8 protein-coding genes are annotated in these 6,372 nt (G+C 74.1%); 7 read left to right on the forward strand and 1 reads right to left on the reverse strand.

The features are described from left to right. Window positions 1-203: 203 nt before the first annotated feature. The 3 genes from ACWGB8_RS37150 to ACWGB8_RS37160 all read left to right on the forward strand — a co-directional run bounded on the left by ACWGB8_RS37150 (window position 204) and on the right by ACWGB8_RS37160 (window position 3,381). The gene (locus ACWGB8_RS37150; protein WP_452218079.1) at window positions 204-1,487 is read left to right on the forward strand and encodes a glutamate-5-semialdehyde dehydrogenase; all 1,284 of its coding nucleotides are present in this window, start codon (window positions 204-206) and stop codon (window positions 1,485-1,487) included. 129 nt (window positions 1,488-1,616) lie between these two features. After that, complete coding sequence (locus ACWGB8_RS37155) at window positions 1,617-2,216, forward strand: SCO2584 family spore wall biosynthesis protein (RefSeq protein ID WP_452218080.1); 600 nt, start codon at window positions 1,617-1,619, stop codon at window positions 2,214-2,216. 103 nt (window positions 2,217-2,319) lie between these two features. Then, window positions 2,320-3,381 carry an SCO2583 family membrane protein gene (locus ACWGB8_RS37160; RefSeq protein WP_452218081.1) on the forward strand — a complete coding sequence of 354 codons (1,062 nt, stop codon included), beginning with the start codon at window positions 2,320-2,322 and terminating at the stop codon, window positions 3,379-3,381. A 69-nt stretch (window positions 3,382-3,450) separates the two neighbouring features. Here the strand turns inward: ACWGB8_RS37160 and ACWGB8_RS37165 are convergent, their stop codons facing one another. Continuing rightward, on the reverse strand, window positions 3,451-4,566 hold the full coding sequence (locus tag ACWGB8_RS37165; RefSeq protein ID WP_452218082.1) for a M48 family metallopeptidase: 1,116 nt from the start codon (window positions 4,564-4,566) through the stop codon (window positions 3,451-3,453). Between the two features lie 259 nt (window positions 4,567-4,825). Here ACWGB8_RS37165 and ACWGB8_RS37170 point away from each other — a divergent pair, with 259 nt between their 5' ends. The 4 genes from ACWGB8_RS37170 to ACWGB8_RS37185 form a co-directional block, all read left to right on the forward strand. After that, on the forward strand, window positions 4,826-4,972 hold the full coding sequence (locus ACWGB8_RS37170) for a hypothetical protein (RefSeq protein ID WP_452218083.1): 147 nt from the start codon (window positions 4,826-4,828) through the stop codon (window positions 4,970-4,972). 150 nt (window positions 4,973-5,122) lie between these two features. Further along, window positions 5,123-5,281, forward strand: coding sequence for a hypothetical protein (locus ACWGB8_RS37175; protein ID WP_452218084.1), 159 nt, complete (start codon window positions 5,123-5,125; stop codon window positions 5,279-5,281). Window positions 5,282-5,413: 132 nt separating this feature from the next. Next, a complete protein-coding gene (nadD, locus tag ACWGB8_RS37180; RefSeq protein WP_452218085.1) occupies window positions 5,414-6,046 on the forward strand; it encodes a nicotinate-nucleotide adenylyltransferase in 633 nt (210 codons plus the stop codon). 16 nt (window positions 6,047-6,062) lie between these two features. After that, the coding region (locus tag ACWGB8_RS37185; RefSeq protein WP_452218086.1) for a hypothetical protein at window positions 6,063-6,372 on the forward strand (310 nt) is incomplete at its 3' end.

Genomic DNA, 6,372 nt, shown 5'->3' on the forward strand with positions numbered 1-6,372 from the left:
TGCGTCTGTTGTTTATACGCGACCGGCGGTGGGCGGGGGCGACCCGCCCCCGCGGGGGGGGGGGGTGTCCCCGTACGGCCGGGGGGGGGCGCCGGCGCCCCCCCCGCCCCGGGCGCCGGCCGTCCGCGGGCCCGCCCGGCAGCACGTCTCACCCGGCGAAATGCGCGGCGGGCGGGCCCGCGGCAGTCGCTACCCTTGGCGGCATGACCAGCGACCTCGCCACCGCAGACAGCCCCGTCCTCGCCGCCGCGCGCCGTGCCCGGGAGGCCGCCGCCGCGCTCGCCCCGCTGCCGCGCTCGGCCAAGGACGCCGCGCTGGTGGCGATCGCCGAGGCCCTGGTCGCCCGCCGGGACGAGATCACCGCGGCCAACGCCGAGGACGTCGCCCGGGCCCGCGCCGCCGGCACCGCCGAGTCCGTGATCGACCGGCTGACCCTGACCGACGAGCGGATCGCCGCGATCGCCTCGGACGTCCGCGACGTGGCCGGACTGCCCGACCCGGTCGGCGAGGTGGTCCGCGGCTACACGCTGCCCAACGGCCTGGACGTGCGCCAGGTGCGGGTGCCGCTCGGCGTCGTCGGCATCATCTACGAGGCCCGGCCCAACGTCACCGCGGACGCCGCCGCGCTCTGCCTGAAGTCCGGCAACGCCGTCCTGCTGCGCGGCTCGGCCTCCGCGTACCGCTCCAACACCGCGCTGGTGGCCGTGCTGCGGGACGCCGTCGCCTCGGCCGGCCTGCCCGCCGACGTGATCCAGCTGGTGCCGGGGGAGAGCCGGGAGTCCGTCCAGGAGCTGATGCGCGCCCGCGGCCTGGTCGACGTGCTGATCCCGCGCGGCGGCGCCTCGCTGATCCGCACGGTCGTCGAGGGTTCGACCGTGCCGGTGATCGAGACCGGCACCGGCAACTGCCACGTGTACGTGGACGCGCAGACCGACCTGGCGATGGCCGTCGGCATCCTGCTGAACTCCAAGGCCCAGCGGGTCAGCGTCTGCAACGCCGCCGAGACGCTGCTGGTCCACCAGGACGTGGCCGAGGAGTTCCTGCCGCTCGCCCTCGCCGCGCTCGCCGAGGCCGGCGTCACCGTGCACGGCGACGACGCGGTGCTCAAGGCCGCCGAGGGCTCCGCCGCCGCGGTCGTGCCCGCCACCGACGAGGACTGGGGCGCCGAGTACCTCTCGTACGACCTGGCCGCCGCCGTGGTGCCCTCGCTGGACGCCGCGGTGGCGCACATCCGCCGCTGGTCCTCCGGCCACACCGAGGCCATCGTCACCACCTCGCAGGCCGCGGCCCGCCGCTTCACCCAGCTGGTCGACTCGACCACGGTCGCCGTCAACGCCTCGACCCGGTTCACCGACGGCGGTGAGTTCGGCTTCGGCGCCGAGATCGGCATCTCCACCCAGAAGCTGCACGCCCGCGGCCCGATGGGCCTGCCCGAGCTGACCAGCACCAAGTACATCGTCACTGGTGACGGGCACGTGCGGGGGTAGCGGGCGCCGCCCGCCGGGGATGCGGCCGGGGCCGGCCGCCCGCCCCCGCCGCGGGGGTCCGTCACACGGGTGACGGACCAACTGCGAGGAGCCACAGACAAATCGCCCGCCCGGTAATACGCTGAATCCGTGGCTGAGGATGTGGGGGGCTTGCCGTACCCCGACGGCGCCGACCACGGTGGTGCGGACGACGAGTTCGCCACTGTGGTCTTCGACGACGCCTTCGTCCGGTCCGCCGCCGTGCACGAGCCGACGGCCAAGGAGCGGCAGCTCGCCGCTGCCGAGGCCCGGTTCGAGCCGGAGGCGGTCTCCCCGGGCTGGGGCTACGACGCCCACGCCGGTGACGGGCTCCCGCTGGAGCTGCGCCCGTACCCGCGCGGGCTGGACGAGGACCGCCACTACCCCGACCCGTGGTCGGCCCCGGACCGGGCCGCCCGGCGGTCCCGCTGGGGCCGGGTCGGGCGCTGGGGCCGCGCCGGGTACGACCCGGAACGCGCGGCCCGCGGCCGGTACGTCGCGCAGCAGCGCTGGCACCGGCCGGTCGCCTGGGTGCTCGCCGTGATCATGGGTGTGAGCCTGGTCGCGGTGGCCGTGGCGGCCATCTACCAGGGCGTGGGCGGGGCCGGCGGCACACCGCGGCGCCCCGAGTCCGGCAGCAGCAGCGCCGGTCCGGAGGCGACCCCGAGCAAGCCCGAGCCCTCGCTGGTGGTCACCGCGCCGGCGGGCTGAGCGGCGGCCCGGAGGGTCCGCGGACCCTCCGGTCGCGGAGTGTTCCGGGGAATGTGCGCCTGCACCCTCGAAGCGGGGCGGGGGTGCGCCTTACCCTGGTGTCATGGGTGACCCGCGCGAGCCTCCGGAGGGTGCGCCCGACGGTGGTTCCGGCAACGAGGACGAGTACCGCTCCGTCGTTTTCGACGAGTCGTTCGTCCGGGCTGCCCGGATCCAGGAGCTCTCCGCCCGGGAGCGGCTGGCGGGCACCTTCGGCCGCGCCACCCGCCCCAAGGTCAGGCTCGGCCCCTTCGGCACCGTCCCACGGCAGGCCCTCGCCCTGCTGGTCCTCATCCTGGCCGCCTTCGCCGCGGCGGTGTACTTCGGCATCAGCTCGCCCGACCGCCAGGCGGCCCGCCCCGAGGGCAGCCAACTGGCCGTCAGCCTGGTCGCGCTGACCCCGCTGACCGCCGTGCAGCCGGTCGCCGACCCCGCCGACCCGTTCGCCGGGCTGCCCGCCGGGTACGCCGACGGCGCCGTCGGGCTGGGGACCCCGCCGGGCGCCGCGACGACGCACTACACCAAGTCCGAGGTGACCAAGGCGCTGGACACCGTGCAGCGCTACCTGGTCGCCTCCTCGCTCGCCCCGGCGACGCTGGTCCAGGGGGCCAGCGCGGAGGTCCGGGCCTTCGTCACGCCGGGGGAGCAGGCCCAGTTCGACGCCGGGCTGAGCCACCCGAACGGCGACCGGAACACCGCGGCCACCGGCTGGCTGGTCCGCTTCGACCCGGGCCAGGTCGCGCTCGCGGCCGACAGCGTGAAGGTGGCCGGGGCGATGCGGGTCGACGAGAACCCGGCGGGCGTCCTCCAGGTCACCACCGACCACACCTTCGTCTACGCCCTCAAGGCGGCGGGCGCTCCGGCGGACGCCCCGGTGACGCTGCAGACCGTGCGCCGCGAGCTGACCTTCGAGTTCGACCGCATCGACCTGGCGGCGTCCCAGCTGCGGCTGGTCGACTCGGTGCTGCAGGCCGGGCCCGCCCCCTGCGGCACCGCCCTCACCGCCTACCTGCAGCCGCTGCTCGCCACGGCGGACGGCACCGCGCCGCCGAGCCCGCCGGCGATCGACCCGGGCAACCACGCCCGCCCGGCGTGGCAGCTCTGCGGGGTCCTGGCGGGCGGCTGAGGGACCGCCGGACGCCGAACGGCCCCCGGCCGGTGGGCCGGGAGCCGTTCGGGGCGGGTGCGGGGCCGGTCAGTTCCGGTCGGCGGACCCGCTGTCCGAGCTTCCCGAGCCGTTCGAGCCGCCGGAGCCGTTCGAGCCGTTCGTACCGCCGGAGCCGTTCCCGGTCCGGGCGCCGCCGAAGGTGTCGCGGAGCTTGCCGCCGACCGTGACCGCGCCGCCGGCCACGTCGCGGAGCAGGCCCATCAGCGGGTCCTTGCTCTCCTTCACCGAGGAGGTGTAGTGGTCGGCCGCGGCCTTCCACTGGTCGGTGACGGAGGTGTCGGAGTCGTCGCCCCGGCGCGGGTAGGCCCCGGCCAGGATCGAGCGGTACTCGTCGCTCTCCGCCCACTTCTTCAGCTTGGCGACCCGGACCACCGCGAACGGGTGGCTCTGCGGCAGCACCTGGAGCAGCTTCAGCACGCCGTCCCGCAGGTCGCCGGCCCGCTCGTACTCCTCGGCCTGCTCCAGGAAGGCGTCGACGTTCATCTCGGCGAGGTTGTGCCCGCCGGCGAGCTTCATCAGGGCCCGCATGGACGCCTGGACGTCCTGCCCGGCGAGCAGGCCGGCGCGGTCGCTGGACAGCTCGGCCTTGCGGAACCACTCCTTGAGCGCGGTGATCACGGCCATGATCGCCAGATTGCCGAGCGGCAGCCAGGCGATCCGGGTGGCGATGTTGGTGAGGATCAGCAGCATCGTCCGGTAGACCGCGTGGCCGGACATCGCGTGGCCGACCTCGTGGCCGATGACCGAGCGGAGCTCCTCCTCGTCGAGCAGCTCGACCAGCCCGCTGGTGACGACGATGACCGGGGTGTCGATGCCGATGCAGTACGCGTTGACCGTCGGGTCCTGGCTGACGTAGAGGTCCGGGACCTTCTCCAGGTCCAGCACGTACGCGGCGTCGCGCACCATGTCGTACAGCTCGGGGAACTGCCGCTCCGAGGTCTTCACGGCGGTGGCCAGGAACATCAGCCGGATCGAGCGCTCGGAGACCAGCCCGGCGAGCTTCTTCAGCACGTCGTCGAAGCCGGAGAGCTTGCGCAGGGCGACCAGCGCGGAGCGGTCCGCCGGGTGCTCCCACGCCCGGGTGGAGATCTCCGGGAAACGCTGGCGGCGTCGGCTCGGCGTCTTCTCGGTCGTGTCGGTCATGGTGTGAGTACCCTCCTGTCGGCGCCGGTCCCGGCCGTGACCCGGCCGGCCCCCGCTGTGTTCGCCTGCAACGACTGTCTGTGCAACGTCCGTGGTTGCGTACTCGTCCCCGGCGGACACCCTACGCCGGACGGCGGGCGGTCCCGCGGCGCGGAGGGGGGCGGTGGACGGCCGGGGTGTGAGCCCGGTTTACGCTGATTGCCCAGGAGAGCCGGGACCGGGGACGGCCGCGGCACCGAGTAGTTCGAGGAGCCCGCAGATGACCACCGAAGCCCTTGTGAGCCTGGCCGAGCCGATCTCCTCGGAGTCCGGGCCCGGCCTGTTCCTGCGGATCATCGTGGTCGGCTCCTTCGTGGGCGTCGGGCTGCTCGCCTGGATCCTGCTCCGGGCCGGCCGCAGCAACTGACACCGCCCGGCACCGGCCCCGGCTCACGCGGGCTCAGACGCGGTGGGCCGCCGCGCGGTTGCGCCGGGGCCACCCGTACGATGACCGGTGGGCCCCTCACCGGCCCGCACCCCTGGTCCGACACCCGAGCCGAGAAGGTCACCGCCGACCATGAGCACTGCCGCCGCACTTCCCGTTCTGACCCTGCTCGCCAACGAGGGCGAGGGGGGCGGTCACGACGGCCTGAACCCGTACGTCACGGGCGGTGCCGCGCTGTTCATCCTGCTGGTGCTGCTCTACGTGACCACCCGCTTCAACCGCGACCGCTGAGCCGACCGCCGCAGCCGCGGACGGGGAGCGTCCGGCCCGCGCCGGACGCTCCTGCATGCGTTCCCGGCCGCCCGCGGCCCCGCCCGGCGGCGCCGCCCGGACGCCGACGGGCGTCGCGTAAGGTGTGGCGGCATGGGACAGCAGGCCGAGACCCCCGGCGGACGAGTACCGGTGAAGAAGCGCCTCGGCGTGATGGGCGGCACCTTCGACCCGATCCACCACGGGCACCTGGTCGCCGCCAGTGAGGTGGCGAGCGCGTTCCACCTCGACGAGGTGATCTTCGTGCCGACCGGGCAGCCGTGGCAGAAGAGCGACCGCCAGGTCACCCCGGCCGAGGACCGCTACCTGATGACGGTCATCGCCACCGCGGAGAACCCGCAGTTCTCCGTCAGCCGGATCGACATCGACCGCGAGGGCCCGACGTACACCGTCGACACCCTGCGCGACCTGCACGCGCTGCACCCGGACGCCGACCTCTTCTTCATCACCGGCGCCGACGCGCTCGCCCAGATCCTCTCCTGGCGCGACTCCGACGAACTCTTCTCGCTCGCGCACTTCATCGGCTGCACCCGCCCGGGGCACACTCTTTCGGACGCCGGGCTTCCGGTGGGCGGGGTCTCCCTGGTGGAGGTCCCGGCGCTGGCCATCTCCTCCACGGACTGCCGCAACCGGGTCGCCAAGGGCGAACCGGTCTGGTACCTCGTCCCGGACGGCGTGGTCCGCTACATCGACAAGCGGGCGCTCTACGCGCCGCACCGGTCTTGACACCTGGAGGGGCGGCGTGACGGACCGCAGGGGCGGCCAGCAGGACGACTGGTCCACCGGGCAGTACCAGCAGCAGTACCAGGACGGGTACCAGCAGTACCCGGGCCAGCAGCAGTACGAGCAGCAGCAGTACGAGCAGCCCTACGAGCAGCAGCAGTACGACCAGTACGGGCAGCCCGTGGCGCCGGTGCAGCCGCAGGCGTACCAGCAGGGCTACGGCTACCAGGAGCCGTACCAGGACGGGTACCAGCAGTACCCGGGCCAGCAGCAGTACGAGCAGCAGCAGTACGAGCAGCCCTACGAGCAGCAGCAGTACGACCAGTACG

The organism is Kitasatospora sp. NPDC054939, assembly GCF_053610105.1.